Source organism: Streptomyces sp. NRRL S-37, from assembly GCF_000721605.1.
Taxonomy (GTDB): domain Bacteria; phylum Actinomycetota; class Actinomycetes; order Streptomycetales; family Streptomycetaceae; genus Streptomyces.
Genome location: NZ_JOIZ01000016.1, coordinates 56,269 through 82,262, shown reverse-complemented (window position 1 = coordinate 82,262; position 25,994 = coordinate 56,269). Strand labels below are relative to the sequence as shown.

Below are 25,994 nucleotides of genomic sequence, written 5' to 3'. Positions count from 1 at the left end.
GTATGAGTCGAGACATGTCTGAAGTGACGAACACCCCGCACGGCGGCCCCGCGAACGGCCGCCGGGACCCGGCCGGACTCGCCGCGCGGTGCACGGCGGCGTTCCACGCCTGGTGGGTACGCCGCCACGGCCACGCACCGCCGGCGCACGATACCGGCGGTGCCCCGCCGCCCTCCGCCGGGGCCGGCGGCAGCGTGCTGTGGCGGATGCGGACGACGGTGAAGGACGAACCGGGCGCGCTGGCCACGCTCTGCACGGCGCTGGCCGAGCGGCGGGTCGACATCCTGAGCCTGCAGACGCACCCGCTGGGCGAGGACACCGTCGACGAGTTCCTGCTGCGGGCGCCGGAGGGGACGGACCTCGTCGCCGCCGTGTCGCTCGCCGGGGGCGCGGACACCTGGACCGAGCGGGCCGACGCCCACGATCTGGTGGACGCGCCGACCCGGGTCCTCGGGCTGGCCGCCCGCACCGCGCAGGACGCGGCCGAACTGCCGCTCGCGCTGCGCCAGCTGCTGGGCCGGTGCACGATCCGCTCCCTGCCGGGCGGCGGTCACCGCGCGACCGCGACCGTGCCCGAGGAGGGCTCCCTGGAGGACACCGTGATCCGGCTGCGCGCCCCGGAGGGCGGGGTGATCACCGTGGAGCGGCCGTATCTGCCGTTCACCCCCACCGAGTTCGCCCGCGCGCGGGCACTCGTGGAGCTGGACGCCCGGCTCGGGCCGCGGATCCCGCGCGGCCGTGACGTCCTCACGCTGCCCGAGGGCAGTGCCGTCTCCGTGCGCCGCGCGGACACCGGCGATCTGGCGGCCGCACGGGCGATGCACGAACGGTGCTCCACCGAGACCCTGCGCATGCGATACCACGGGCCGGTCGGCGACGCCGACCGCTATCTGAACCACCTGCTCAGCCCGCGCTTCGGCCGCACGCTCGCCGCGCAGACCGCCTCGGGCCGCATCGTCGGCCTCGGCCATCTGCTGTGGGACGGCGACGAGACCGAGGTTGCGCTGGTCGTGGAGGACGCCTGGCAGCGGCGGGGCATCGGCTCCGAGCTGCTCACCCGGCTGGTGGCGATGGCGGCCGAGGACGGCTGCGCCCAGGTGTACGCCGTGACGCAGGCGTCGAACACCGGCATGGTCGCCGCGATGCGCGGCCTGGGGCTGCCGCTCGACTACCAGATCGAGGAGGGCACGCTGGTCGTCACGGCCCGCCTGGACGTCGCGGCGGACCGCCGCGCGGAGGAGGGGCGGGAGCACGGCGAGCGGGTCGGCCGGCCGTAGCCCGTCACGCGCGGGCGCGCGGCACCGGCACCGCGCGCGAGCACGAGGGCATGGCCGCCGCGCGGGCGTCCGAAGAGCGGCCCGGCGGTGCGATGCGCCGGGCCGTCCCCCGGGTACCCGGCCTCAGCCCCGGGCCGACGCCTCCGCCGGTGCGGGCGTCCCGGCCCGCTCCCCCAGGGCCACGTCCAGGTCGGCCCACAGGTCCTCGACGTCCTCCAGGCCGACCGAGAGCCTCAGCAGCCGGTCGCTCACCCCGGCGTCCCTGCGGTCGTCGGCGTCGACGATGCGATGGCTGATGGAGGCCGGGTGCTGGATGAGGGAGTCCACACTGCCCAGGCTGACGGCCGGGGTGATCAGGCGTACGCCGGCGATCACCTCGTGCGGGTCCCCGTGCACCTCGAAGGAGACCATCGCCCCGCCGATGCGCGGGTAGTGCACCCGGGCCACGCGTGGGTCGGCGGTGAGCCGGCCGGCGAGTTCGGCGGCGTTCGCGGACGCGGCCCGCACCCGTACCGGCAGGGTCGACAGGCCGCGCAGCAGCAGGTATCCGGCCAGCGGGTGCAGCACGCCGCCCGTGGCGAACCGCACCTGGCGCAGCCGCCCGGCGAACTCCTCGTCGCAGGCCACCACGCCCGCCAGGACGTCCCCGTGCCCGCCGAGGTACTTGGTGGCGCTGTGCAGTACCAGGCGTGCCCCGTGCGCGGCCGGACGCTGGAGGACCGGTGTGGCGAAGGTGTTGTCGACGAGCAGCGGCACGGAGCCGCAGGCGTGGGCGACGGCCCGCAGGTCGATCTCGGCGAGCGTGGGGTTGGCCGGGGTCTCCACGAGCACCAGGCCGGTGTCGGGGCGCAGCGCGTCGGCGACTCCGGCCGGGTCGGTCCAGGTCACCTCGGAGCCGAGCAGTCCGGCGGTCAGCAGATGGTCGCTGCACCCGTACAGGGGACGTACGGCGACGACGTGCCGCAGTCCCGTCGAGCCGCGGACCAGCAGGACGGCGCTGAGCGCGGCCATGCCGCTGGCGAACGCGACCGCCGACTCCGTGCCCTCCAGGTGGGCGAGGGCGGTCTCGAAGCGTGCGACGGTCGGGTTGCCGAGCCGTCCGTAGACGGGCGGGCCCTCCGGCTCGGCGCCGGTGGTGGCGAAGGCGTCGATGCGGGCGGCCTCGGCGCGGCTGTCGTACGAGGGGTAGGTGGTCGACAGGTCGATCGGCGGGGCGTGCAGTCCCAGTCCGGCGAGGTCGTCGCGGCCTGCGTGCACGGCCTCGGTGGCGAGTGCGCGGGTGGTGCGTCGCATGTCCATGCCCAAGTCCATGGACGGAAGGGTGAACACCGAACGGGTCAAAGGAGCAGAAACCCGTGTTACGTTCGGCCGGTGGCCGAATCTGTCGTACTGGATCCGGTGGACCTCCATCTGCTGCGGCTGTTGCAGAACGACGCCCGGACGACGTACCGGGATCTCGCCGCGCAGGTCGGGGTCGCGCCGTCGACCTGTCTGGACCGGGTGACCCGGCTGCGCCGCTGTGGCGTGATCCTCGGGCACCGGCTGAAGCTGGATCCCGCCAAGCTGGGGCGCGGGCTCCAGGCGCTGCTGTCGGTGCAGGTCAGACCGCACCGCCGGGAGCTGGTGGGGCCGTTCGTGGAGCGGATCCGGGCGCTGCCGGAGTCGCTGACCGTGTTCCACCTGACCGGCCCCGACGACTATCTGGTGCATGTCGCGGTCGCGGACATGGCGGATCTGCAACGGCTGGTGCTCGACGAGTTCACCGCCCGGCGGGAGGTGGCCCGTGTGGAGACCCGGCTGATCTTCCAGCAGTGGGACTGCGGCCCCCTGCTGCCGCCTTCGCCCACAGCTCAAACCGGGTGACGTGCGAGGAGTCGCGTACCAGGATGGGCCGCATGTCTCAGACCAACAGCGCGCTTCCCCGTCAGGTCGCCGACACCTACGTCGACGAGCTCATCGCCCTCGACCCGGTCACCGGAACGTTCCTCGGAGTGAAGGAGAGCTCCTCCCGGCTGCCCGATCTCTCGCCCGCCGGACAGGAGGCGCTCGCCGAGCTCCAGCGGGCCACCCTCGCGCGGCTCGACGAGGCCGAGCGGCGGCCCGGCGCGGACAGCGGCATCGAGCGCCGCTGCGCCCGCCTGCTGCGCGAGCGGCTCACCGCCGAACTCGCCGTACACGAGGCCGACGAGGGCCTGCGCGCGGTCGGCAACCTGGGCACGGTCGCGCACTCGGTGCGCGAGGTGTTCACCGTGACGCCGGCGGAGACGGAGGAGGACTGGGCGGCGATCGCCGAGCGGCTGCGCGCGGTGCCGGCCGCGCTGGCGGGCTACCGGGAGTCCCTCGCGCTGGGCCTGGAGCGCAAGCTGTACGCGGCTCCGCGCCCGACGGAGACGTTCATCGGGCAGCTCGGCGAGTGGGCGGACACCGGTGAGGGCCGGGGCTGGTTCGAGGACTTCGCCGCCGCGGGACCGGACGCGCTGCGCGCGGAGCTGGACGAGGGCGCCCGCGCGGCGACCGCGGCCGTCGTGGAGCTGCGTGACTGGATGCGCGACGTGTACGCGCCGGCCATCGAGGGCGCGCCGAACACGGTGGGCCGGGAGCGCTACGCCCGCTGGGCCCGCTACTACAACGGGACCGATCTCGACCTGGACGAGGCGTACGCGTACGGCTGGTCGGAGTACCACCGGCTGCTCGGCGAGATGAGGAAGGAGGCCGAGAAGATCCTGCCGGGGGCCGCCACGCCGTGGGTGGCGCTGGCGCACCTGGACGAGCACGGCCGGCACATCGAGGGCGTCGACGAGGTCCGCGCGTGGCTCCAGGGCCTGATGGACCGGGCGATCGAGTCCCTGGACGGCACCCACTTCGACCTCGCCGAGCGGGTGCGGAGGGTGGAATCGCGGATCGCCCCGGCGGGGAGCGCGGCGGCGCCGTACTACACGCCCCCGTCGGAGGACTTCTCCCGGCCGGGCTGCACCTGGCTGCCCACGATGGGCCTGACCCGCTTCCCGGTCTACGACCTGGTCTCGACCTGGTACCACGAGGGCGTCCCCGGCCATCACCTGCAGCTCGCGCAGTGGGTGCACGTGTCAGAGAACCTCTCCCGCTACCAGGCCTCCGTGGGCATGGTCAGCGCCAACGCGGAGGGCTGGGCGCTGTACGCGGAGCGGCTGATGGACGAGCTCGGGTTCCTCGCGGACGCGGAGGAGCGGCTGGGCTACCTGGACGCGCAGATGATGCGGGCGGCCCGGGTCATCGTCGACATCGGCATGCACCTGGAGCTGGAGATCCCGGCGGACTCGCCGTTCCACCCGGGCGAGCGCTGGACGCCCGAGCTGGCCGAGGAGTTCTTCGGGGCGCACAGCAGCCGCCCGGCGGACTTCGTGGAGAGCGAGCTGACCCGCTATCTGACGATCCCGGGCCAGGCGATCGGCTACAAGCTGGGCGAGCGGGCATGGCTGCTGGGCCGGGAGAAGGCCCGCGAGCGGCACGGCGACGCCTTCGACCTCAAGGCGTGGCACATGGCCGCCCTGTCCCAGGGCTCGCTGGGCCTGGACGACCTGGTGGACGAGCTGTCGGCGCTGTGAGCCGGTCCGGCGCCGTCAGCGCCGGAAGCCGCCTTCGGAGTCGATGACCTGACCGGTGATCCAGTCCGCCTCGTCCGTGGCCAGCCACGCGATGAGGCGGGCGGGGTCGTCGGGCATGCCCCAGCGGCCGGCGGGGAAAAGGGCGGCGACGGCGTCATAGGCGTCGCCGGTCAGGTAGTCCGTGTCCACAGGGCCGGGGTTGACGGTGTTCACGGTGACCGCATACCCGGCCAGGGTGGTGGCCAGGGAGCGGGTGATGGAGGCGAGGGCGCCCTTCTGGAGGGCGTAGGCGATCTCGCCGGGCATGCCGCCGGCGATGTCCTGCCCGGAGGTCATCATCATCACGCGCCCGCCCGGGGTGTGCGGCGGCAGGGCCGCTCGGTGCCGGGCGTGGGCCTGGACGAGCAGCAGCACCGAGCGGGCGTCGACGGCCCAGTGCGCGTCGAGCATGGCGGCGTCGATCGTGTCGAGGTCGCCGTCGGAGCCGCTGAGGGCATGGTTGGCGACGAGGATGTCGAGCCGTCCGCCGAGCGCCTCGGTCGCGCGGGCGTGCAGTTCGGCGGGGGCCGCGGGGTCGGTGAGGTCGCCGGGACCGGCGAGCACGGTCGCATCGGGGTCGCCGAGGGCGTCGCGCACGGAGGCGGTCACGGCCTCGGGCCGGTCCGCGCCCCAGGGCATGGCGGCGTCGTGCGGCACGTGGTGGTGCAGGTAGACGCTCGCCCCGTAGGCGGCGAGACGCCGGGCCACGGCATGACCGATGCCGCCGCGCCGGCTGGCCCCGGTGACCAGCGCGGTCCGGCCCCGCAGGGGCAGGGGGTCACGGCGGAGTGCTTCGGGCGTGGGGTGCGGGAGCTTGGGCATGATCGTCCATGATGCGGGGCCGGGCGGGCCGGCGCACGCGAATATCGGCCGGACGACCCGCCCGCCCGGCGGTGCGGTCGCCACCGTGCTCCGGGCCCCGGTCCGTACGCGCCGTGGCCGTCCACGGCGTGCACGGACCGGGGACGGCGGGGCTCGCCGCCCACGGGCACGCCCGCCGTGACGGCGGGCCACCGGTCAAGGCAACGGTCGGGTTCAACGGCGCGACCACCATGCTCCCGGCCGAACCGTACGCCGTGGCCGTCCACGGCGTGCACGGACCGGGGACGGCCGGGTCCCCCATGGACACGACCGCCGTGACAGCGGGCCGCCGGTCAGGGCAGCGGTCGGAGCCGGACGAGGACCAGCCAGGTTTCCGGGCCCGGCTGGACCCGGGCCGCGCGGACCGCGTAACGGCCCGGGGCGAGCGTGAGGCTCACATGGCCGGTGCCCGTGGAGCCGGAGCCGGGCCAGGCCGCGTCGAACAGGACGACCGTGCCGGGCACCTTCCAGTGCACCTCGGGCTGCCACCGCGCGGTGTGCAGCGCGGCCGGGAGGCTCGCCGGGAGTTCCGCCTCGAAGTCACCGGCGAGCCGGCGGACGAGGGTGCCGTGTTCGGGAAGGAAGGCGGTCGCGGCGGGCTCGTCGCCCAGGACCAGGGCCGTCGCGTCGCCGACCGGGAGGAGTCCGACGAGTCCGTCCACCTCGCAGGCCCGGTCGTAGTCCGAGGCCGTCTCGTCGCCGTCGGCGCCCGTCCAGAACGGCAGCACCGTCTCCGGTACCGCGACGAGCGGCCCGCCGCCCGACTCCACCCACTCGACCGTGACCGGCTCCGCGTGTCGCACCATGCGCAGAACCTACCGGGCCGACTCCCTTGCCGGGAGCGGGGGTTCAGCATCCGCAGTCGTCGGCGTCCACGGGTGCCGTCAGCGGGTCGGGGGTACGGCGCTCCCGGCCCCGCCAGGTCTCGCACTCGAAGCCCTCACGCACCCAGTACTCGAATCCGCCGAGCATCTCCTTGACCCGGTAGCCGAGTTCGGCGAGGGCGAGCGCGGCGCGGGCGGCGCCGTCGCAGCCGGGGCCCCAGCAGTACGTCACGACCGGGACCGACGGGTCCAGGAGCTCCGCGGCCCGCTCGGGGACGAGCGCGGTGGGAAGGTGCACCGCGCCGGGGACATGGCCCTGGTCCCAGGCCTCGGTGGAGCGGGAGTCCACCAGGACGAACCCGGGGTCTCCGCCGGCCGCGAGCGCGGCGGCCACGTCGGAGACGTCGGTGTGGAAGGCGAGGCTCGCGCGGAAGTGGGCGGCGGCCTCGGCCGGGGAGGCGGGGGCGACGCGCAGGACGGAGTTCACGGTGGTGGTGGTCATGGGAGAGAAACTACGGCCGCGGGAGCCGGTCCTGAAGCGGAGAACCCCGGCCTTCGCCTTGATCCGCCGGGGATTTCCCTGCTACTTCTCCTGCATGACCGCGTATTCCCCGGACGCCACCGACTGGCGCATCCTCGACGTCCTCCAGCGGGAGGGACGGGCCAGTTTCGCCGAACTCGCCCGTGCCGTCTCGATGTCCGCGAGCGCGGTCACCGAGCGAGTGCGCCGCATGGAGGAGGCCGGGGTCATCCGGGGCTACGCGGCGGTGGTGGACCCGGAACGGATCGGGCTGCCGATCCTGGCCTTCGTACGGCTGCGCTACCCGACCGGGAACTACAAGCCGTTCCACGACCTCGTCGCCGTGACGCCCGAGGTCCTGGAGGCGCACCACGTGACGGGCGAGGACTGCTTCGTCATCAAGGTCGCCGCCCGTTCGATGCGGCACCTGGAGGAGGTGGCGGGCCGGATCGGCACGCTCGGCTCGGTGACCACCAGCGTCGTCTACTCCTCGCCGCTGCCGCGCCGCCCGCTGGGGCGCTGAACCGCGGCCCTCAGCGGGTGCCGTGCCGGCGCAGCTCCGAGCCCGAGCGTCCCTTCACGACCTCCAGCCGGGCGTGTATCCGGCGCCGCAGATCGGCGACATGGCTGACGATGCCCACGCTGCGGTCGCGTTCGCGCAGGGAGTCCAGGACGTCCAGGACCTCGTCGAGGGTCTGGTCGTCGAGGCTGCCGAAGCCTTCGTCGATGAAGAGGGTGTCCAGCCGGACCCCGCCCGCCTCGTCGGTGACCACGTCCGCGAGACCGAGCGCCAGGGCGAGCGAGGCGAAGAAGGTCTCGCCGCCCGAGAGGGTCGCGGTGTCGCGCTCCCGTCCGGTCCAGGCGTCGACCACGTGCAGTCCGAGTCCGCTGCGGCCGCGGCCGGTGCGGTCGTCGGAGTGGACGAGGGTGTACCGGCCGGACGACATGCGGTGCAGCCGTGCGGTCGCGGCGGCGGCGACCTGTTCCAGGCGGGCGGCGAGGACGTACGACTCCAGGCGCATCTTCCGTTCGTTGTCCGCCGAGGTGCCCGCGGTGAGTCCGGCCATACGGGCCACCCGCTCGTACTCCTCGCGCAGGGGACCCAGCCGGCGCACCGAGGCGGCGGCCCGCGCGGAGAGCCGGTCGAGTTCGGCACAGCGCCTGTCCGCGGCGTCCCGCGCGGAGGCCGCCTCGCGCACCCTACGGCCGGCGTCCTCGGCGGCCCGCTGCGCGGAGCCGGGATCGGCGGGCGGCTGCTGTGCGGCGGCGACGGTCTCCGGCTCGGCGAGGACGGCCCGTACGGCGGCCTCCTCGTGCTGCCAGGCGTCCAGGCGCCGCTGAAGCTCGCGATGGGCCGCGTCGTCGAGGAGGGCTTCGGCGGCGGCCTCCGGGGTGTCGAAGCCCGCGCGGAAGGCGGCGTCGGCGAGCCGGGCGTCGGCCTCCTTGAGCCGCTGGGCCGCTTCCTCGGCGGCGCGGGCGGCGTCGGCGGCGTCCGTGAGCAGTGCGACGCTCCGCTCCAGCTCCGCGGCGCGCGCGGCCACGCTGGTGGCGTCCCCCCTCGCCTGCGCCAGCTCCTCCTCCAGCGCGGCGTGTTCCCGGTCCAGCCGCTCACGGTGGCCCACGCGGGAGGCGGCCCGGACGGCCGCCTCCCGCTGGGCGGTGATCCGCAGCTCGTGCTCGTCCTCCGCGCGGCGCAGCCGTTCCTGCTCGGTGTGCAGCACGGAGGCGGCGTCCCGGGCCTGGGCGTACTGCCGTTCCAGCTCGTCCACCGCGCGGGAGAGCTGTTCGGTGGCGCCGTCCCCGGCTTCGGCGCTCGCGGCGGCCAGCGCCTCCCGCAGGGCGCCGAGCCGCTGCTCGGCCTGCGCGCGCCGGTCGTCGGCGTGCTGGTGGCCGGCGAGGGCGCGTTCCTCCGTCTCGCGGTCGACGTGTCCGGCGGTCTTGCGGGCGGGGGCGGGGTGTTCGGTGGCGCCGCAGACCGCGCAGGGTTCGCCGTCGGTGAGACCGGCGGCCAGTTCGGCGGCGATGCCGTTCAGCCGCTGTTCCTTGAGGTCGAGCCAGTGCTGCTTCGCCGCGAGCGCCCGCTCCCGGGCGGCGCGGGCCTGCTCCTCGGCCGTTTCCGTCTCCCCGGCCAGCCGGTCGCGCAGCCGCGCGGCGTTCAGCCGCTGCCGCGCGGGGTCGCGCCGCACGGCGAGTTCACGGACCATGGTCGCGGCCTGCTGAGCGGACTCGATGCCGGCCCGCAGACCCGCACGGGTCTCCTCCCAGTCCGCGAGCCAGGTCTCCGCGTCCTCCCGCGCTTCGTCGTCGGCGCGTTCCTGGCGGTCCAGGTCGGCGCGCTCGCCGAGGAGTTCCGTCAGTCGCCGCTCGGCGCGGCGGGCCGACTCCAGCCCGCCCAGTTCCTCGGCGGCCCGGCGGGCGGCGGCCGCGAGCCCGGCCGCCCCCGCGTCCGTGAGGGACGCCGGGAGCAGGGCACGCGCGCGCAGCTCGGCACCGGCCGCCCGTGCGTGCTCGGCCCCGGCGGAGTCCCGCAGCTCCAGGGCGGGGGCGACGGTCTCGGCCTTGCGGGCCCGCTCCATGCGGGCCCGCTCCTCGTGATGAACGCCGGACCGCTCCCGGAGCCGGTCCGCCCGCTCCCGTGCCTCGGCGAACCGCCGTTGCAGCCGGTCCCGTTCGCGTACGGCGTCCAGGGCGCGGCCGGCGTCGGCGAGGGCGGACTCGGCGGTGGCGAGGCGGCAGCGGGCGGCGGTGAGCTGTTCCCGCGCGGTGCTGCGGGCGACGGCGGCGGCGGACAGCACGGCCTCGGCCAGTCCCGGTTCGCCGGGCGTCAGCTCGGGCAGCTCCATGGAGCCGCCCGCGGCCTGCTGCATCCGGTGCGCGTCGGCGAGCAGGTCGGCGTCGCCCTCGCGCACCCGGGACTCGGCGGCCCGCCGGCGTTCGGCGAGGCGCTTCTCCACGTCGGCGAAGCGGCGGGTGTCGAAGAGGCGGCCCAGCAGCTTGCCGCGGGCCTCGGCGTCGGCGCGCAGGAAGCGCGCGAAGTCGCCCTGGGGCAGCAGCACGACCTGACAGAACTGCTCCCGGCTCATGCCGAGGAGCTGGGTGATCTCCTCGCCGATCTCCTGGTGCGAGCGGCTGAGGTCCTTCCAGGTGCCCGAGGCGGCGTCGCGTTCGCGCAGCCAGGTCTGGGCCTTGTCCAGTGTGGTACCGGTGCCGCGCTTCTTGGGACGCTCCCAGGGCGGCTGCCGGGTGATCTCCAGCCGGCGTCCCGCGACGGTGAGTTCGAGGGTGACCTCGGTGCGGACGCCCGGGGCGGCGTGGTCGCTGCGCAGGGTCATGCCCTGGCCGCTCTGCCGGGCGCCGGGGACGGAGCCGTACAGCGCGTAGCAGACGGCGTCCAGGACGGAGGTCTTGCCGGCGCCGGTGGGGCCGTGCAGCAGGAAGAGCCCCGCGGCGGACAGCTCCCCGAAGTCGACGCTCTGGGTGCTCCCGAAGGGCCCGAAGGCCGTCATGTCCAGCCGGTGCAGCCTCACCGCGCCACCTCCCGCACCGCGTCGTCCGCGCGGACCGCGTCGAAGGCGTCCCGCAGGACGGCCCGCTCGTGCGGGTCGGGTCCCGCGCCGCGCACATGGGCGACGAAGTCCTCGGCGATCTGCTGGTCGTCGCGGCCGGCGAGGCGGCGGGCGTAGGAGACCGCGGGGTCGTCCGCCGCCCGGGCCGGGTCGAAGACGAGGCTGAGGGTGTGCGGGAAGCGCTCGGTGAGGCGGGCCATGGGGTCGGCCGGGCGGACCGGGTCGGTGAGGGTCGCCTCGACCCACGCCTCCGTGTGCCGTGCCAGCGCGGGGTCGGCGAGCAGTTCCTCGAGGGTGCCGCGGATCCGGGCCAGCGGGCGCGGCACCGGGCAGTCCACCCGCTCGGCGGTGACCGCCCCGTCGGCGGCCAGGTCGACGAGCCACATGCTCTTGCGGTGCGCGGCCTCGGAGAAGGAGTACGGCAGCGGGGAGCCGGAGTAGCGCACCCGCTCGGTGAGGGTCTGGCAGCCGTGCAGGTGCCCCAGCGCCACGTAGTCGACGCCGTCGAACACCCCGGCGGGCACGGCGGCCACCCCGCCGACGGTGATGTCCCGTTCGCTGTCGCTGGGTTGGCCGCCGGTGACGAAGGCGTGCGCGAGGACGACCGAGCGGGTGCCGGGCGCGCGGGTGGCGAGGTCCGCGCGGACGCGGTCCATGGCGGCGGCGAGCACCGGCTCGTGGCCGGCCTTCTCCACCGCGAACTCGTCCTTCACCAGCGCGGGTTCGAGGTACGGCAGCCCGTAGAAGGCGACGTCCCCGTGCCCGTCGGACAGCACCACGGGCGTGCCGCACGCGGACGGTTCGGTGCGCAGGTGGATGCCGGCGCGCCCCATGAGCCCGGCGCCGACGCCGAGGCGGCGGGCCGAGTCGTGGTTGCCGGAGATCATCACCGTCGGCACGCCGAGGCCGGCGAGACGGTGCAGGGCGTCGTCGAACAGCTCGACCGCGGCGAGCGGCGGCACCGCGCGGTCGTACACGTCTCCCGACACGACCACCGCGTCCACCTCGCGCTCACGCACGGTGGCGACGAGGTGGCCGATGAACTCGGCCTGGGCACCGAGCATGCCGACCCGGTGGAAGGACCGGCCGAGGTGCCAGTCGGAAGTGTGCAGCAGTCTCATGATCCCCGCAGCGTAACCGGAGGGCCCGACAGCACGGGCGGTTACTCCCGTATCGCCCGTCAGGACAGATCCCATGAACGTCAGCTATGTCGGATTCATTGCCGATTGCCGCCCTGTCGGAGGCCTTCCTCTCAGGGCAGGATGGGCTGTGTGAGCGGGGACACACACAGCGGGGACCGGATCGACTTCCGCAACGGGACGTTCCGGGGCGAGGCGATCGGGAAGAAGGTGGAGCATCATCACCACTACGGCCCCATGCCGCACGTAGAGGACGCGCTTCCGCCGGTCGCCGCCGAGTTCACCGGGCGCGCCGAGGAGCTCGACGCGCTGCTGGCGGCACTGGCCCCCGGCCCCGACGGCCACGTTCCGGTCCCGGTGACCGCGGTGGCCGGGCTGGGCGGCGTGGGCAAGACCGCGCTGGCCGTGCGAGCCGCTCACACGGCACGGGAACGCGGCTGGTTCCCCGGCGGCGCGCTGTTCGTCGACTGCCACGGCTACGACGAGACGCCCGCCGGAGCCGAACAGCTCGTGGAGGCCCTGCTGCGCGCCCTGGGCGTGGCGGCCGCCCACGTGCCGACGACGCTGGACGAACGAGCCGGCCTCTACCGCTCGGTCCTGGCCGAACGGGCCCGCACGAGCGGCGCGGTGCTGATCGTGGTGGACAACGCCTCGCACCCCGGGCAGGTCAGACCGCTGCTGCCCGGCCACGGCGCGCACCGCGTCCTCGTCACCTCCCGCGACACCATGCCGCAGCTCGGTGCCCACCTCCTCCGTCTCGACATCCTCCGGCCCGAGGTGGCCCGCGACGTGCTGGACGTGGCCCTGCGCACGGCCGCCCCCGCCGACCCACGCGTCCTGGACGCCCCCGAGGCGACCGGGAACCTGTGCGCCCTGTGCGGGTATCTGCCCCTGGCGCTGCAGATCGCCGCCGCCCTGCTCATCGCCGATCCGGGCAAACCGGTGACGGAACTGGTCGCGGAGCTGGCCGACTCCGCCACGGTCATCGATCACCTGGACGACGGTGAACGCGGCGTGCGGGCCGCGTTCGACCTGTCCTACCGTCGCCTCGGTCCGGGCCCCTCCCGCCTGTTCCGGCTGCTGGCGCTCGCCCCGGGACCGGAGACGAGCGATGAGGCGATCACCATGCTGTACGGGGCCGGCGCGCTGCCTCGGCCGGAGCTGAACGTGCTGGTCCGCGCCCATCTGGTCGGGCCCGGCAGCGTGCGCGGCTACTGGACCATGCACGACCTGGTCCGCGCCTACGCGCTGGACCGCGTGACCCGCGAGGAGTCGCTGCGTGCCGAGGGCACACAGGCACGGGCCCGGCTCCTCGCCCACTACCGGCGGCGCGCCGAGGAAGCCGACCGGCACGTGCAGTCCCGTCCCGGCCCCGCCCCCGGGTTCAGCGACCGAAGGGACGCGCTGAGCTGGCTCGACCACGAGCGCACCGGCCTCGTCTCCGCCGCGCTGTGGGCGTCCGACCCCGTCCACGCACGGGACGGACTGGAGCTGGCGCTGAGCCTTTACGGCTATCTCAGCTGGCGGCGGTACTTCGATGACGCCGTGTCCGTCTACCGGTGCGCGGTCGAGGCGGCACGCGCCCTGGGCGACGACCTCGGCGCGGGCCGGGCGTGGAACGCTCTCGGGCTGGCCCTGCGCTACAGCCGCAGGATCGAGGAGGCCGTCGCGGCGCACACGCGGGCCCGCGGGATCCACGCGTCGCGCGGGGACCGGCTCGAAGAGGGAAAGAGCTGGGACATGCTGGGAGTCTCCTTGACCGAAGCGCGCAGGTTCGACGAGTCGATCGAGGCCCACGAACGCGCCCGCGAGCTGGTGCACGCGGCCGGCGACCGACAGGTTGAGGCGTCGACCTGGAACAACGTCGGCCGCGCCCTGTTCAAGCTGGGCCGCTGTGACGAGTCGGTCGTCGCGCTCACCCGGGCCCGCGAGATGTTCCGCGCGGTCGGCGACCGGTTCCACGAGGCCACCGCGACGAACAATCTGGGACGCTCCTTCCGGGAGACCGGGCGCCTCGAGGAAGCCCTGGCGGCGCACACCACCGCTCGCGCGGTCTTCCAGGAGCTGGGCGCCCGGGAACGTACCGCCACGGCGTGGAACGACTTCGGTGTCGCCCTGTCCGCGCTGGGCCGCCTCGACGAGGCCGTCGACGCCCACCTGCTCGCCGTACGGGAGCAGCAGGAGGTGGGCCATCGGCACGGCCAGGCGATCGCCGCCAACGACCTCGGAGTCGCACTGCGGCGCGCGGGCCGCCTCGACGAGGCCGTCGCGGCCCATCTCCAGGCGCTGTGCCTCTACCGGGAGGTCGCCGACCGCTACGGCGAGGACGAGACGCTGAAGCTCCTCACCGCCGCCGGGCACAGGGAGGAAGAAGCGCTCGGGGAAGCGGGGAGCCGATGACGCGGCCGCCGCCACCGGCCCTCGCCGCCCCGGCCGCACGACTGGCGAAGACCAGTTCCCGCGTCCTGCTCCAGCCGACCCCGCTGTGCAACCTCGACTGCCGCTACTGCTACCTGCCCTCCCGTGGGCTCGCCCGCGTGATGTCCGACGAGGTCGCCGACGCCGTCGCGGGGACCGTCGACTCCTGGTCGGAACACCACCCGGTCACCGTGCTGTGGCACGGCGGCGAGCCACTCGCCACGGGGGTGTCCCGGCTGCGGGAGCTGTTCGACCGGTTTCCTCCGGGCCGTGGGCACCCGGTACGGCACGCCGTGCAGACCAATGCCTCGCTCATCGACGAGGCGTGGTGCCGGCTGTTCACGGAGCGGCGGATCGAAGTCTCCGTCAGTGTCGACGGTCCCGGCCCCGGCACCGACCGGGTGGACCGCGCCGGCCGGGAGGCGACGGACCGCGTGCTGCGCGGCATCGAGCTGCTCAAGAAGCACGGCATCGCGTTCGGGGCCGTCGCCGTCGTGTCCGACCCGTCCCCGCGCAAGGCGGCCGAACTGCATCAGTGGTTCACCGCTCTCGGCTGCCGCGTTCTGGGGGTGAACCTGGTGGAACGCAAGGGCGTGCATGCCGGGATCCTCCACGACGACGAGAACATCGCGGAGTTCTGGGCCGCGCTGGCCGCTCGTGGGCGCGCCGACCGGCGTACGGCGCTGCGGGACCTGGAGCACGCCTGGCGGTATGTCAGGGCGGAGCTGGCCGGTGTGGCCGGACGGTGGGCCGGCCTGCCGGTCGATCCGCTTCCCATGGTCACCTGGGACGGGCAGGTGGTGCCGCTCAGCCCGGACCTCGCCGGCTTCTCCTCCGCGCGTCACGGCCGGTTCACCGTCGGCGACGTGCGGGAACGGGGGCTGGCCGGCTGCCTCGCCCGTGCCGAGGAGGTCGCGTGGGTCGCCGAAGCCCTGGCCGGGGTGGACGCCTGTCACGCCGTGTGCGACCTGTTCGCCTACTGCCGCGGCGGGCAGGCCGCCAACAAGTACTTCGAGACGGGCCGACTGGACGCGACCGAGACCCTCTTCTGCCGCAACGGCAGAAAACTTCTGGTGGAAGGAGTGATGCGCGATGCGGAACGAGTCGCCGGAAGAGCCCACGGTTGAGGCCCGCATGCGGTCCCTCGGTGCGGAGCTGTTCCCCCCGCCGGCTGCCGAAGTCTGCGAGGACTGCGGAGACGCCCCGTGCACGCACGCCGTGACCCTCTATTCGGGCGGCTCCGACCCCATCCCGCTGCACGAGCCCGTCTCGTGAGTCCCCTCAGGCGTCCCCGTACGCCTCCCCGCCCAGCTCGAACCCCGCCGACCCGGCGGTGACGTCGGCGAGCCAGGTGCGGAAGGCGTCCACGTCGGCGTCCGGGAGGCCGATCTCGATCGTGACCTCCTCGCCGTAGCGCACGTCGCGCACCTCGCGTCCGGTGGCACGCAGGTCGTTCTCGACCTTGCCGGCCCGCTGGTGGCCGACGGTCACGGTGGCCAGCCGGAAGCGGCGCCGGGTGATCGTGCCGAGGGTGTCCAGTGCCTCGCCGACGGCGCCGCCGTACGCGCGGATGAGGCCGCCGGCGCCGAGCTTGACACCGCCGTAGTAGCGGGTGACGACGGCGACGACGTACCGCATGTCGCGGCGGAGCAGCATCTGGAGCATGGGGACGCCGGCGGTGCCGCCGGGCTCCCCGTCGTCGCTGGCCTTCTGGGTGGAGGCGTCGGCGCCGATGACGTAGGCCCAGCAGTTGTGGGTGGCGTCGGCGTGCTCCTTGCGGACGGCCGCGACGAAGTCCTGCGCCTCCTGCTCGGTGGCCGCCGGGGCGAGGGCGCACAGGAAGCGGGAGCGGTTGATCTCGGTCTCGTGCACACCCGCGCGGGCGACGGTGCGGTACTCGTCCTGCATCCGGCCAGCCTATGCGTCCCCGCGCGGGCTACCGTCGCCCGCCCCGGGGCACGGTCAGCGACGTCAGGAGGGCGGCGCCCGGAACGAGGTCCCGCCATGCGGCGCCGCGCCAGGACAGCACGGCGATCGCGGAGGTGGGGAACGTGGCGCGGATCCGGTCCAGGGTGTCGTCCAGGCCGTCGCCGGCCAGGGTCAGGACGAGGTCCTCAAGGCCCGGGTTGTGTCCGATCAGCAGCAGCGTCTCGACCTCGGCCGGTGTCTCGCGCACCACGTCCAGCAGCCCGGGGACGTCGGCGTGGTACAGGCGGGGGTCGTGGCGGACCGGCGGGGGCGTGCCCCACTGCGCGGCGGCCAGCTCCCAGGTGCGGCGGGCCCGGACGGCGGTGGAGCACAGGGCGAGGCCCGGCAGGCAGTCGGCCTGGGCGAGCGCGCGTCCGGCGGCGGGGGCGTCCCGGAGGCCGCGCGGGGCGAGGGGACGCTCGTGGTCGGTGACGCCTTCCGGCCGGGCGGACTTGGCGTGGCGCAGGACGACCAGACGGCGCAGCGGTCCCGGCCCGGCACGCTCGATCATGCCGGGGACCCCAGGTCCCGGGTGAGGTCGAGACCGAGCAGCCGGTCGGCGTAGGCGTACGTCTCGAAGCGGGCGCCGTCCGCCAGGCCGGGGTCCGTCTCCACCGCGCGGAGGACGCCCAGCACGCCGGCCGTGTCGAGATCGTCCTCCCACGCGGTGCGCAGATCGGCGCGTACCGCGTCGGGGACCGGCTTCGAGGGCCGTCGCGCCCAGTCGGCGACCGCGCGGCGCCAGCGGTCGAGGGCTGCGGCGGCGTCGCCCAGGACGGCCGGGCCGATCGTCACGGGCTCGCTTCTGGGGCGGGCGAGCAGAGCCAGGCGCAGGGCGGCGGGGTCGGCGCCGGCCGCCTCCCCGTGCGCGGGGGCCACGGCGACGCGCACTCCGTCGGGTGTCGCGCCGCCCTCGCTCACCACGTGCAGCACCTGGGCCTCGCCCAGACCGGTGCCGGTGTCCCCGCCGTCCTCGAAGGGCCGGACCCCGAGGGCCGCGCCCGCCGCGCGGAGTTCCGCCCGCCGCCGGTCGCCGGTGAGCAGCGCCCAGACCGGCGTGCCGCCGAGTTCCAGGGCGCGTACGAGCAGGTCGGCGACGAGCAGCACACGCAGGTTCGTCGGGTCGGACCCCTGGGTGTGGGCCTCGACCCGGATCAGGCCCCGCCGGGCGGGGGCGGCGTCCACGGGTTCGCCGGTTCGGGCGTCGGTGATGCGCAGCACGAGGCGAGCGTAGGCGCGTGAGCGGGCGTACGCAGGTATCCGGGCCGCTTTTCGGGTCACCGTGTGCGGTTCCCGGCGCCGGGCGGCCCGGTGGCCGGTACAGTCCACCTCCCGGCGGAGACGGGCGGTTTCGGGAATCACCACGCGTCCCGCTTCGTTGTGCGGGGCGACAGCTGTTTCACGACTCCCGGGAGGCCGACGGTGTACGGCGACGAGGCGACGGTCCGCAAGATCCTCACCGGACTCGGTGACACCTGGGCCGTGGTCGGCCTGTCGTCGAACCGGCAGCGCGCGGCGTACGGGGTCGCCCAGGTGCTCCAGCGGTTCGGCAAGCGGGTGGTGCCGGTGCACCCGAAGGCCGAGACCGTGCACGGCGAGCAGGGCTACGCCTCCCTCGCGGACATCCCCTTCCCGGTGGACGTCGTGGACGTGTTCGTCAACAGCGACCTGGCCGGGGCCGTCGCGGACGAGGCGGTGGCCAGGGGCGCCGGGGCGGTGTGGTTCCAGCTCGGCGTCATCGACGAGGCGGCCTACGAGCGGACCCGCGCGGCGGGCCTGGAGATGGTGATGGACCGCTGCCCGGCGATCGAGATACCCCGGCTCGGTTAGGGCCTGTCCCGGGGGCGCCGGGCCGCCATAATGGCGCGATGGACGAGCGTTCTCCCCGCCTCGACTCCCTTTCCCCGCGACGCTTTCCGGTCGTCGTCGTGGGTGCCGGGCCCGCCGGGCTCACCGTGGGCAACATCCTGCGGGCGGCCGGTCTGGAGTGTCTGGTCCTGGAGACGGAGAGCCGGGAGTTCATCGAGCGGCGGCCGCGGGCCGGGGTGATCGAGGAGCGGGCGGTACGGGGTCTGGAGCGGCGGGGCCTCGCGCGGAACCTGCTGGAGCGGGCCGGGCTGCACACCGCGTGCGAGTTCCGCTTCGGCGGGGAGCGGTACCGCTTCTCGTACCGGGAGCTGACGGGAAGTCACCACTGGGTGTACCCGCAGCCGTCGCTGGTGACGGACCTGGTGCGGGAGTACGCGGACGTGCGGGGCGGGGCCGTGCGGTTCGGTGTGCGCGACGTGCGGCTGCACGACCTGGACGGCGACCGTCCCTCGGTGTCGTACGTCTGTCCGGAGACCGGCCGGCGGGAGGTCGTCGCCTGTGACTTCGTCGCGGGCTGCGACGGGGCCCGCGGGGTGACCAGGGCCGCCCTCGCTCCGGGGCGGGCCCGGGTGGCACGGCACGACTACGGCATCGGCTGGCTGGCCCTGCTCGCCGAGGCGCCGCCGTCCGCCGACTGCGTCCTGTTCGGCTGCCATCCGGACGGCTTCGCCGGTCAGATGCCCCGCAGCCCCGAGGTGACCCGCTACTACCTCCAGTGCCCGCCCGGCGACGACCCGGACGACTGGCCGCACGAGCGGGTCTGGGCCGAGCTGCGGCGCCGGCTCGGGGCGGCCGGAGCGGCCCCGCTCACCGAGGGGCGGCTGATCGAGAAGCGCGTACTGGACATGCACGACTACGTCACCGAGCCGATGGCGTCCGGCCGGCTCTTCCTGGCCGGGGACGCGGCCCACCTGGTCGCGCCGATCGCCGCCAAGGGCCTGAACCTCGCCCTGCACGACGCGTTCCTGCTCGGCGACGCGCTGGTCGCCCGGCTGGCCGAGGGCGACGACAGCGGACTGGCCGGTTACTCGCAGGAGTGTCTGCGGCGCGTGTGGGACTACCAGGAGTTCTCGCAGTGGCTGTCGGAGCTGTACCACGGCAGTGCGGCGGGCGACCCGTTCCGCGCGGGCACCACGGTCGCCCGGCTGCGCCGCCTGTTCTCCTCCCCCGCCGCCGCTGCCGCCTTCGCGGAGCAGTACCTGGGCACGGCCGCGCGGTACTGAGGCGGGCCCGTCAGTCGTGCGGAGGCCGGTCGCCGATCCGGTGGTCGGCCACGTTCAGCGCCTCGTCCACCAGCCGCCGCAGATGGCCGTCGCGCAGGGAGTAGATCACCCGGCGGCCCTTCTTGCGGGTGTCCACGAGACCCGCGAGCCGCAGTCGCGCCAGATGCTGGCTGACCGCGGGCCGGGCCGCGCCGCAGGCCTCGGTGAGCGTGGTGACGTCGGCCTCGCCGCCGGTCAGGGCGTGCAGCAGGGTCAGCCGGGTGCGGTCGCCGAGCAGGGCGAGCAGTTCCGCCGCGAGCGCGAAGTGCTCCTCGCCGGGAGTGCGCGGGTGCGCGCCGTGCGCAGGTGACAAGTGCATGCGTGCGCTCATACGCACATAATGGTGGGGTGGGCGCCGCCGTGTCCACCCGCGCACCGGAAGGGGACGACCGTGAGCGACCGCCACCACCGTCATGAGCACGGGCACCACCGGGCCTCACCGCTGCACCGCCTCGCCCACCTCCTCACCCCGCACTCCCACGAGACCGCGGACAAGCTCGACTCCGCGCTGGAGTCCTCGGCCCGGGGCATGCGCGCCCTGTGGGTCTCGCTCGCGGTGCTGGGCGTGACGGCGCTGGCGCAGGCGGCCGTGGTGGCCGTGTCGGGCTCGGTGGCGCTGCTCGGCGACACGGTGCACAACGCGGCGGACGCGCTGACCGCCGTGCCGCTGGGCATCGCCTTCGTCCTGGGGCGGCGCGCCGCCACCCGCCGTTTCACCTACGGCTACGGGCGCGCGGAGGACCTGGCGGGCATCGCGATCGTGCTGACGATCGCCGCGTCCGCGGCCTTCGCCGGCTGGACGGCGTTCGACCGGCTGCTGGACCCGCGCCCGGTCGCACACGTCCCGGCGGTCGCCGTCGCGGCGCTGGCCGGGGTCGCGGGCAACGAGTGGGTGGCCCGGTACCGCATCCGGGTCGGGCGTGACATCGGCTCGGCCGCGCTGGTCGCCGACGGGCTGCACGCCCGTACGGACGGGTTCACCTCGCTGGCGGTGCTGCTGGGCGCCGGCGGCTCGGCCCTGGGGTGGCGGTACGCGGACCCGGTGGTGGGGCTGGCGATCACGGCGGCGATCGTGTGCGTGCTGCGGGACGCCGCGCGGGAGGTGTTCCGGCGGGTGATGGACGCCGTCGACCCGGCACTGGTGGACCGGGCCGAACGGGCCCTGACGGCGGTTCCGGGGGTGCGCGGGGTGGGCGAGCTGCGGCTGCGCTGGATCGGCCATCGGCTGCGCGCGGAGGTGGCGGTCGTGGTGGACGGCGAGGCGACGGTGCGCGCGGCCCATCGCGTCGCCGTCGAGGCCGAGCACGCGCTGCTGCACGCCGTCCCCCGGCTGACCGCGGCCCTGGTCCACGCCGACCCGGAACCGGTGCCCGGCGCGGCGGATCCGCACCTGCCGCTCGCCCACCACGCGGTGCGGTGAGCTCAGGCCGCTCCCGGCCCTTCCGGCACGACCGGTCAGGCCGCTCCCAGCCCCTCCAGTACGACCGGTCAGGCCACTCCCAGCCCCTCCAGTACGACCGATCCGGGCAGCTCCGCGAACGCCTTGCCCGGCACCAGCAGCTTGCCGCGCCGTCGGCCGCTGCCGACGAGCACATACGGCAGGTCCACGACGGCCGCGTCCACCAGTACCGGCCAGTCGCCGGGCAGTCCGACCGGGGTGATGCCGCCGTACTCCATGCCGGTCTCCCCCGTGGCCGTGTCCATCGGGGCGAAGGACGCCTTGCGAGCGCCGAGGTGACGCCGTACGACGCCGTTGACGTCGAGCCGGGTGGTGGACAGGACGACACAGGCGGCGAGCGTGGTCTCTCCGCCCCGCTTGCCCGCCACCACCACGCAGTTCGCCGACCGCTCCAGCAGCTCCCGGCCGTAGTGCTCGACGAAGACGGTGGTGTCCGCCCAGCGCGGGTCGGTGTCGACGTAGAGGATCTGGTCCGCGGGGACGCTGCCGCTCCAGGCGCGGACGGCGGCGGCGACCGGGGCGGTCAGCTCGTCGAGGCAGTCGGGGGCGGGGGTGGCGTGGTCGAAGTCTCCGATGGGTGCGCGCATGGCCGCACCGTAACAGGGGCGCCTCAGTGCACGGGAGGCACCGAGACCGTCATGATCATCTCCATCGGGGCGTCGCCCCGGTTGCCGTACGTGTGCGGCGTGTCGGCCTCGAAGGAGGCACTGGCGCCGGCCGGCACCCGGTGCTCCGTTCCGCCGACGGTGAGGGTCAGTTCCCCGGACGTGACGTGGACGAGTTCGACCGTGCCGGCGGGGTGCGGGTCGGAGTCGCTGCTCTCGCCCGGCATGAGCCGCCAGTCCCACATCTCCAGCGGACCGGGCGCCTCGGTGCCGGCGAGCAGCCGGCTGTAGCTGCCGCCCTCGGTGTGCCACAGCCGCACGGTCTGGTCGGCGGGGACGATCCGGACCTCCGGGCCCCGCTCGTAGTCGAGCAGGGTGGGGACGCTGACGCCGAGCGCGTCGCCGATCTTGACGACCGTGCCGATGCTCGGGTTGGTGCGGGCCTGTTCGATCTGAATGAGCATGCCGCGGCTGACACCGGCCCGCGCGGCGAGCGCGTCCAGCGTGAAACCGCGCTCGGTGCGCCAGCGTCTGACGTTGCGCGCCAGGGACTGGGTCAGCAGGTCGAGGTCCGACACGTTCCGTCCGTTCCGTCCAGCAGGTGGGGCGACCGGGGCTCCGTGTCCGGCTGCCGCGGGGCGGACCCGGTCGTCCGTCGCACTGTACTGCGACCGGAATCGGCGCCCTGTACCGCGCCCGGAATCGGCGCCGCTCACGACCGGGTGAGGGCAACTCAGCCCTCGGGTTCCAGCCCGGCGAGCCGGACCGCGTCCTCCTCGGCCGGTTCCGCGAGCCGCGCGATGTCCTCCTCGTCCAGCTCCGACAGCGCCCGCAACTGCTCCGGGGTGATGCCCTCCGGGATCGGTACGGGCGCCGGGGTGCGCAGCGGCGGCTGCCAGCCGTCGGCGGGCGTCCAGCGGCGTACGACACGGGCCGGGGCGCCCGCGACCACGGCGTGGTCGGGCACCGTGCCCCGGACCACCGCGCCCGCGGCCACCACCACGTTCCGTCCGATGCGCGCCCCCGGCAGGATCACCGCGCCGGTGCCGATCCAGCAGCCGGGGCCGATCTCCACCGGCTCCATCCGCGGCCACTGCTTGCCGATGGGCTCGTGCGGATCGTCGTAGGAGTGGTTGGTGGAGGTGACGTAGACGTACGGCCCGAAGTAGCAGTCGCTGCCGATGGTGACCGTCGTGTCGGCGATGACGTGGCTGCCGCGGCCCAGCACGACCCCGTCGCCGATGCGCAGGATCGGCTCGGGGCCGAGGTCGAGGCCGGGCATCAGACCGGCGGTGAGGGTGACCTGCTCGCCGACGATGCAGTGCGCGCCGATCCGGATCCAGGGTTCGCCGAAGACCGTGCCGAGCGGGAAGGCGAGCCTGGTACCTGTTCCCATCGCCCCGAAGCGGAAGCGGCCGGGATGCTCGGCGGTCACCGAGCCCGTGCGCTGCGCCCAGGCCCAGCCCGCGTGGACCGCGCGCTGAGCGAGGCGGCGCGACCAGGACGAGAACGTGTTCTTGCGCTTCGGCACCCGCTCACCGTAGTCGGCGGGCACCCCGGGGACGGGCCCACGCCCCTGTGATCTTCACCCCACCGGGCCGGCGTACGGTGCGGGGTGTCGACGACGTCGTGTGGAGGAGAAGGCGATGACGCACCGCGCGCTGATCACGGGTATCGGGGGCAAGGAGCCGAAGGTGGACGGGGACGTCTTCGTGGCGCCCACGGCCTCGGTGATCGGGGATGTGACGCTGCACGCGGGGGCGAGCGTCTGGTACGGGGCGGTGCTGCGCGGTGACGTGGAGCGGATCTCCGTCGGGGCGAGCAGCAACGTGCAGGACAACTGCACGCTGCACGCCGATCCGGGGTTCCCGGTCAGCGTGGGCGAGCGGGTTTCCATCGGGCACAACGCCGTGGTGCACGGGGCGACCGTCGAGGACGACTGCCTGATCGGGATGGGGGCGACGGTGCTCAATGGCGCCGTGATCGGCGCGGGGTCCCTTGTCGCCGCGCAGGCGTTGGTGCCGCAGGGGATGCGGGTGCCGCCGGGGTCGCTGGTGGCGGGGGTGCCGGCGAAGGTGCGGCGGGAACTGAGCCCCGAGGAGCGCGAGGGGCTCACCCTCAACGGCACGATGTACGCGGAGCTGGCCGGGGTTCACCGGGAACAGCACGAGGGGTGACGGTGGCGGGCGGGCTGTGGGCCGACCGGGCCTCTCGCGCCCGCCCGCGGAGCCGCACATCGGCACAGCCCCGCGCCTCTTCGGACGCTTCTACTCGGCGGCGACGACCGGTTCCGGGGTCGCCTTCTTCGCCTTGCGCCTCAGGACCAGCATCGACGTCACGCCGATCAGTACCGCCAGTACCAGGCCCAGCCAGGAGAAGCGCTTCAGCCAGGACTCGGCGACGATGCCCACGTAGTAGATGACGGCGGTGGTGCCGCCCGCCCAGACGATGCCGCCGAGGACGTTGGCGATCAGGAACTTCCAGTACGGCATCCGCAGCACGCCCGCGAGCGGGCCGGCGAAGATGCGCAGCAGGGCCACGAAGCGGCCGAAGAAGACGGCCCACATGCCCCACTTCTGGAAGGAGCGCTCGGCGGTCGCGATGTGTCCCTCGCTGAAGTGGCGGGGGAACTTGGCGCCCAGCCAGGCCAGCAGTGGCCGGCCGCCCTTGCGGCCGATGGCGTAGCCGATGGAGTCGCCGATGATCGCGCCGGCGGTGGCGCTGGCGCCGAGGACCACCGGGTCGATGTCGCCGTGCTGGGAGGCGAGCAGCGCGGAGGAGACCAGGATGATCTCGCCCGGCAGCGGGATGCCCAGGCTCTCCAGTCCGATGACCAGCCCCACCAGGGCGTACACGGCGACCGCGGGTACGGTCTCGAGCCACTCCTGCACGTGCAACGCCCTGTCCTCCCGGTCCGCCGTTCGTGCGCCGGTCCCGGCGCACGAACGGGAAGCCTACCGGCCCCGCCGGTGTGCCGGTGGTCAGCCGTTGGGGCGCAGGGTCCACACGACGGTCATCTCGCCGGTGACGGCGCCGTCCTCGCGGCGGATGGCGACCGAGACCGGGAACTCGGGGCGCGCGCCCTCGTCGAGTTCGGCGACGACCTCGGCGGCCGGGCGGCCGAGGGTCGCGGTGGCGGTGACCGGGCCCATCGCCAGCTTCCTGTAGGCGATCTCGGCGCTGACGGCCAGCGGTACGGCCCGCGCGAGCTGGTCCCCGAACGCGGCGAGCACGATCGCGCCGCTCGCCGACTCTCCCAGGGTGAACATCGCGCCGGCGTGCGGCCCGCCCACGTGGTTGTGGTAGTCGGCCTGGTCCGGCAGGGCCACCACGGCCCGCTCGGGTGTGGTCTCCAGGAACTGGAGGTTGAGGGTCCGGGCCATGGGCACCGTGGCGGCGAGCATCTCGCCGATGGACATCTGGTCTGCGCTCATGACCGCAGGTTACCCACGAGTAGCCTCAACTCGCCATGCCGCGCGGCATCCGGTTTGCTACGTCCCTGTCAAAGGGCGGTGACCCAATCGTGTCCCTGGCGCGGCTAGGGTGGCTGCCCATGTGGCCAGGACAGCAGCCGCCCGGGGGCGAGCAGAACCCGCAGTCGAACAACCCGTACCAGCAGCCGGGGTACCAACAGCCGAATCCGTATCAGCAGCCCGGCTATCAGCAGCCCGGTCATCAGCAGCCGAACCCGTATCAGCAGCAGCCCGGGTGGGGCGCGCAGACCGTGGTGGGCGGGCCGCAGCCACCGCAGGGCGGGGGCGAGAACCGGACGAAGCTGGTGGCGCTCATCGCCGCGACGGCCGTCGTCGTGGCCGCCGGTGTCACGGGGTTCCTGGTGCTCGGCGGCGACAAGGACGACGAGGCCGACGGCGAGAAGGGCGCCAAGCCGACCGCGACGGCGACCAAGGACACCTCCGCCGAACCGAGCGCCTCCGCCTCGGACGACAACCCGCGCGGCGGCGAAGGGGAGAAGGCGACCGTTCCGGGCTGGCAGGTCGTCGTCAACACCCGCTTCGGCACCAAGTTCGACGTCCCGGCCGACTGGGAGATCGAGACGCCCGGCACCAGTGTGGGCTTCGAGTGGGAGGAGAAGGACGGTGAGATGGACCGCACCACCGTCACCGCTCCCGCGTATCTGAAGTCCAAGTGGTGCACGAGCGACGACAACAAGGACGGCCGCGAGGAGGACACCGCCCTCGCCACCGCCGGAACCCGCGGTGAGAACGGCGCCAAGACCACCCAGGAGGCGGCCGAGACCCGCGTGCCGTGGTGGATCTACGGCGGGTACACGCAGCCCGACAAGAAGAGTGTGAAGCAGGACAAGCCGAAGGCGTACACCACGGCGTCGGGCATCAAGGGCCACGTCGCCACGTCGCACTCGGAGAACACGCCGCAGAACGGCAAGTGCGACAGCGAGGGCAAGGCGATCACGTTCGCCTTCAAGAACGGCGCCGGGGACTTCGTCACCTGGAACCTGTACGGCGCGAAGGGCGTCAAGGACGAGATCCCGGAGGAGACCGTGCAGAAGATCCTCAGCACGGTGCGCCTGACGGAGGACGGGCCGCAGGGGTCGTAGCGGGTCGGGAGGGCGGCGGCCCATTTG

At 74.3% G+C, this 25,994-nt stretch carries 26 protein-coding genes; 11 read left to right on the top strand and 15 right to left on the bottom strand.

Going from position 1 to position 25,994, the window contains the following annotated elements; translation table 11 throughout:
* The first annotated feature begins 14 nt into the window (after nt 1-14).
* A complete protein-coding gene (locus IH50_RS0122935; RefSeq protein WP_051767416.1) occupies nt 15-1,277 on the top strand; it encodes a GNAT family N-acetyltransferase in 1,263 nt (420 codons plus the stop codon).
* Between the two features lie 123 nt (nt 1,278-1,400).
* On the opposite strand, the gene IH50_RS0122930 is transcribed toward IH50_RS0122935, so the two are convergent.
* Entirely contained in the window at nt 1,401-2,588 is a 1,188-nt protein-coding gene (locus IH50_RS0122930) for a trans-sulfuration enzyme family protein (protein ID WP_030865393.1), read from the bottom strand.
* Between the two features lie 60 nt (nt 2,589-2,648).
* Here IH50_RS0122930 and IH50_RS0122925 point away from each other — a divergent pair, with 60 nt between their 5' ends.
* A complete protein-coding gene (locus IH50_RS0122925) occupies nt 2,649-3,140 on the top strand; it encodes an Lrp/AsnC family transcriptional regulator (RefSeq protein WP_030865391.1) in 492 nt (163 codons plus the stop codon).
* Between the two features lie 32 nt (nt 3,141-3,172).
* Nucleotides 3,173-4,861 (top strand): DUF885 domain-containing protein, encoded by a 1,689-nt coding sequence (locus IH50_RS0122920; RefSeq protein WP_030865389.1) that lies wholly within the window; start codon nt 3,173-3,175, stop codon nt 4,859-4,861.
* Between the two features lie 15 nt (nt 4,862-4,876).
* Here the strand turns inward: IH50_RS0122920 and IH50_RS0122915 are convergent, their stop codons facing one another.
* From IH50_RS0122915 to IH50_RS0122905, 3 genes are all read right to left on the bottom strand, one after another.
* Nucleotides 4,877-5,722, bottom strand: coding sequence for an SDR family oxidoreductase (locus IH50_RS0122915; protein ID WP_030865386.1), 846 nt, complete (start codon nt 5,720-5,722; stop codon nt 4,877-4,879).
* Nucleotides 5,723-6,054: 332 nt separating this feature from the next.
* Nucleotides 6,055-6,567, bottom strand: a complete 513-nt coding sequence (locus tag IH50_RS0122910) for an immunity 21 family protein (protein ID WP_030865383.1) — start codon at nt 6,565-6,567, stop codon at nt 6,055-6,057.
* 43 nt (nt 6,568-6,610) lie between these two features.
* Nucleotides 6,611-7,087, bottom strand: coding sequence for a rhodanese-like domain-containing protein (locus tag IH50_RS0122905; RefSeq protein WP_030865380.1), 477 nt, complete (start codon nt 7,085-7,087; stop codon nt 6,611-6,613).
* A gap of 94 nt (nt 7,088-7,181) precedes the next feature.
* On the opposite strand from IH50_RS0122905, the gene IH50_RS0122900 reads away from it, so the two are divergent.
* The gene (locus tag IH50_RS0122900) at nt 7,182-7,628 is read left to right on the top strand and encodes an Lrp/AsnC family transcriptional regulator (protein WP_030865375.1); all 447 of its coding nucleotides are present in this window, start codon (nt 7,182-7,184) and stop codon (nt 7,626-7,628) included.
* A gap of 10 nt (nt 7,629-7,638) precedes the next feature.
* Here IH50_RS0122900 and IH50_RS0122895 read toward each other — a convergent pair whose 3' ends face one another.
* Nucleotides 7,639-10,632: an AAA family ATPase gene (locus tag IH50_RS0122895; protein ID WP_030865371.1), complete on the bottom strand. Its 2,994-nt coding sequence runs from the start codon at nt 10,630-10,632 to the stop codon at nt 7,639-7,641.
* Nucleotides 10,629-11,792, bottom strand: coding sequence for an exonuclease SbcCD subunit D (locus tag IH50_RS0122890; protein WP_030865368.1), 1,164 nt, complete (start codon nt 11,790-11,792; stop codon nt 10,629-10,631). The genes IH50_RS0122895 and IH50_RS0122890 overlap by 4 nt, the downstream gene beginning before the upstream one ends.
* Before the next feature lie 150 nt (nt 11,793-11,942).
* Between IH50_RS0122890 and IH50_RS0122885 the strand changes: the two genes are divergently transcribed.
* Together IH50_RS0122885 and amcB are read left to right on the top strand one after the other, a co-directional pair.
* On the top strand, nt 11,943-14,210 hold the full coding sequence (locus IH50_RS0122885; RefSeq protein ID WP_158801293.1) for a tetratricopeptide repeat protein: 2,268 nt from the start codon (nt 11,943-11,945) through the stop codon (nt 14,208-14,210).
* Nucleotides 14,207-15,355, top strand: a complete 1,149-nt coding sequence (gene amcB, locus IH50_RS0122880; protein ID WP_030865362.1) for a cyclophane-forming radical SAM peptide maturase AmcB — start codon at nt 14,207-14,209, stop codon at nt 15,353-15,355. The genes IH50_RS0122885 and amcB overlap by 4 nt, the downstream gene beginning before the upstream one ends.
* Nucleotides 15,356-15,509: 154 nt before the next feature.
* Here amcB and IH50_RS0122870 read toward each other — a convergent pair whose 3' ends face one another.
* From IH50_RS0122870 to IH50_RS0122860, 3 genes are read right to left on the bottom strand one after another with little or no spacing between them, the layout of a single operon-like run.
* Nucleotides 15,510-16,136: a YigZ family protein gene (locus tag IH50_RS0122870; protein ID WP_030865356.1), complete on the bottom strand. Its 627-nt coding sequence runs from the start codon at nt 16,134-16,136 to the stop codon at nt 15,510-15,512.
* A gap of 28 nt (nt 16,137-16,164) precedes the next feature.
* Nucleotides 16,165-16,707, bottom strand: a complete 543-nt coding sequence (locus tag IH50_RS0122865) for a SixA phosphatase family protein (protein WP_030865352.1) — start codon at nt 16,705-16,707, stop codon at nt 16,165-16,167.
* Nucleotides 16,704-17,417, bottom strand: a complete 714-nt coding sequence (locus tag IH50_RS0122860) for a hypothetical protein (protein WP_030865350.1) — start codon at nt 17,415-17,417, stop codon at nt 16,704-16,706. Before IH50_RS0122860 ends, IH50_RS0122865 begins: the two co-directional genes overlap by 4 nt.
* 201 nt (nt 17,418-17,618) lie before the next feature.
* On the opposite strand from IH50_RS0122860, the gene IH50_RS0122855 reads away from it, so the two are divergent.
* The gene (locus IH50_RS0122855) at nt 17,619-18,026 is read left to right on the top strand and encodes a CoA-binding protein (protein ID WP_030865347.1); all 408 of its coding nucleotides are present in this window, start codon (nt 17,619-17,621) and stop codon (nt 18,024-18,026) included.
* A gap of 38 nt (nt 18,027-18,064) precedes the next feature.
* Nucleotides 18,065-19,288 (top strand): 4-hydroxybenzoate 3-monooxygenase, encoded by a 1,224-nt coding sequence (locus IH50_RS0122850; protein ID WP_030865345.1) that lies wholly within the window; start codon nt 18,065-18,067, stop codon nt 19,286-19,288.
* Between the two features lie 10 nt (nt 19,289-19,298).
* Here IH50_RS0122850 and IH50_RS0122845 read toward each other — a convergent pair whose 3' ends face one another.
* Nucleotides 19,299-19,658 carry an ArsR/SmtB family transcription factor gene (locus IH50_RS0122845; protein ID WP_030865342.1) on the bottom strand — a complete coding sequence of 120 codons (360 nt, stop codon included), beginning with the start codon at nt 19,656-19,658 and terminating at the stop codon, nt 19,299-19,301.
* Between the two features lie 60 nt (nt 19,659-19,718).
* Here IH50_RS0122845 and IH50_RS0122840 point away from each other — a divergent pair, with 60 nt between their 5' ends.
* Nucleotides 19,719-20,747 (top strand): cation diffusion facilitator family transporter, encoded by a 1,029-nt coding sequence (locus tag IH50_RS0122840; RefSeq protein WP_030865339.1) that lies wholly within the window; start codon nt 19,719-19,721, stop codon nt 20,745-20,747.
* A 68-nt stretch (nt 20,748-20,815) separates the two neighbouring features.
* Here IH50_RS0122840 and IH50_RS0122835 read toward each other — a convergent pair whose 3' ends face one another.
* The 3 genes from IH50_RS0122835 to IH50_RS0122825 form a co-directional block, all read right to left on the bottom strand.
* A complete protein-coding gene (locus tag IH50_RS0122835; protein WP_030865337.1) occupies nt 20,816-21,373 on the bottom strand; it encodes a YbaK/EbsC family protein in 558 nt (185 codons plus the stop codon).
* A gap of 23 nt (nt 21,374-21,396) precedes the next feature.
* A complete protein-coding gene (locus IH50_RS0122830; protein ID WP_030865334.1) occupies nt 21,397-21,969 on the bottom strand; it encodes a helix-turn-helix domain-containing protein in 573 nt (190 codons plus the stop codon).
* A 155-nt stretch (nt 21,970-22,124) separates the two neighbouring features.
* Complete coding sequence (locus IH50_RS0122825; protein ID WP_030865331.1) at nt 22,125-22,922, bottom strand: acyltransferase; 798 nt, start codon at nt 22,920-22,922, stop codon at nt 22,125-22,127.
* A gap of 115 nt (nt 22,923-23,037) precedes the next feature.
* On the opposite strand from IH50_RS0122825, the gene IH50_RS0122820 reads away from it, so the two are divergent.
* Nucleotides 23,038-23,568 carry a gamma carbonic anhydrase family protein gene (locus tag IH50_RS0122820; protein WP_030865328.1) on the top strand — a complete coding sequence of 177 codons (531 nt, stop codon included), beginning with the start codon at nt 23,038-23,040 and terminating at the stop codon, nt 23,566-23,568.
* A 90-nt stretch (nt 23,569-23,658) separates the two neighbouring features.
* Here IH50_RS0122820 and IH50_RS0122815 read toward each other — a convergent pair whose 3' ends face one another.
* A complete protein-coding gene (locus IH50_RS0122815; RefSeq protein ID WP_030865325.1) occupies nt 23,659-24,288 on the bottom strand; it encodes a DedA family protein in 630 nt (209 codons plus the stop codon).
* An 84-nt stretch (nt 24,289-24,372) separates the two neighbouring features.
* Complete coding sequence (locus IH50_RS0122810; RefSeq protein WP_030865323.1) at nt 24,373-24,810, bottom strand: DUF4442 domain-containing protein; 438 nt, start codon at nt 24,808-24,810, stop codon at nt 24,373-24,375.
* A 134-nt stretch (nt 24,811-24,944) separates the two neighbouring features.
* Here IH50_RS0122810 and IH50_RS0122805 point away from each other — a divergent pair, with 134 nt between their 5' ends.
* Nucleotides 24,945-25,967 carry a hypothetical protein gene (locus tag IH50_RS0122805; RefSeq protein ID WP_030865320.1) on the top strand — a complete coding sequence of 341 codons (1,023 nt, stop codon included), beginning with the start codon at nt 24,945-24,947 and terminating at the stop codon, nt 25,965-25,967.
* Nucleotides 25,968-25,994 lie beyond the last annotated feature (27 nt).